This window comes from Cellvibrio sp. ATLC23, from assembly GCF_057196725.1.
In genome coordinates this window covers 1-563 of record NZ_JBXUOS010000031.1, presented here as the reverse complement: position 1 = coordinate 563, position 563 = coordinate 1, and the positions used below count along the sequence as shown (strand labels likewise).

1 protein-coding gene is annotated in these 563 nt (G+C 38.7%); it reads right to left on the bottom strand.

Going from position 1 to position 563, the window contains the following annotated elements:
* Positions 1 to 147: 147 nt before the first annotated feature.
* Positions 148 to 563, bottom strand: a 416-nt coding sequence (locus AC2CG4_RS20055) for a hypothetical protein (RefSeq protein WP_484487954.1), incomplete at its 5' end; no start/stop codon positions are given.

The following is a 563-nucleotide window of genomic DNA, read 5'->3' as shown; positions in this document are numbered from 1 at the left end:
TAACGCCGTGGTAAACGGCAGAATTTAAGTTGCGGCTTTGTGGAATACTTTTGCGTAGCAAAACCACAAAGCCGCAACTTAAATTCTGTCCAGTGGAGCGAAGCGTAACGGTGTTTGACCACTTTGTTAGAAGCGCCTTTTACTAAGTTAGCAATTGTTTTTTTCATGAATTTCTAGTAATGCACGAGCTAAAGCGTAGTTGCTTCCAATCGCAATACCCGACACACAGAAAGATTTACCTGATTTAAACTTGATGATTCCTGGGTATATGCCAGATTCAACTTTGAACTCCGAAAAATGCTCAATAGGATATTCATTTTTAACAATACCAAATATTAGGTGGGAAACCTTTCCATTCTCTATTTTTAATGAGCTAGAGAAATGACCAATTAGTATTGCAAATACGAGCACCCAAAGAGTAAACATAATTTTAACAACCAGATCTACTCCGCCGAACTTATACTGGACCCCGATAGCAACGAATAGTGCAAGCGTGGTAAAAGCTAAGATCTTAATGGGCTTTCGCCAATCGACATAATAATTCATGATTCCTTCTAACGTTG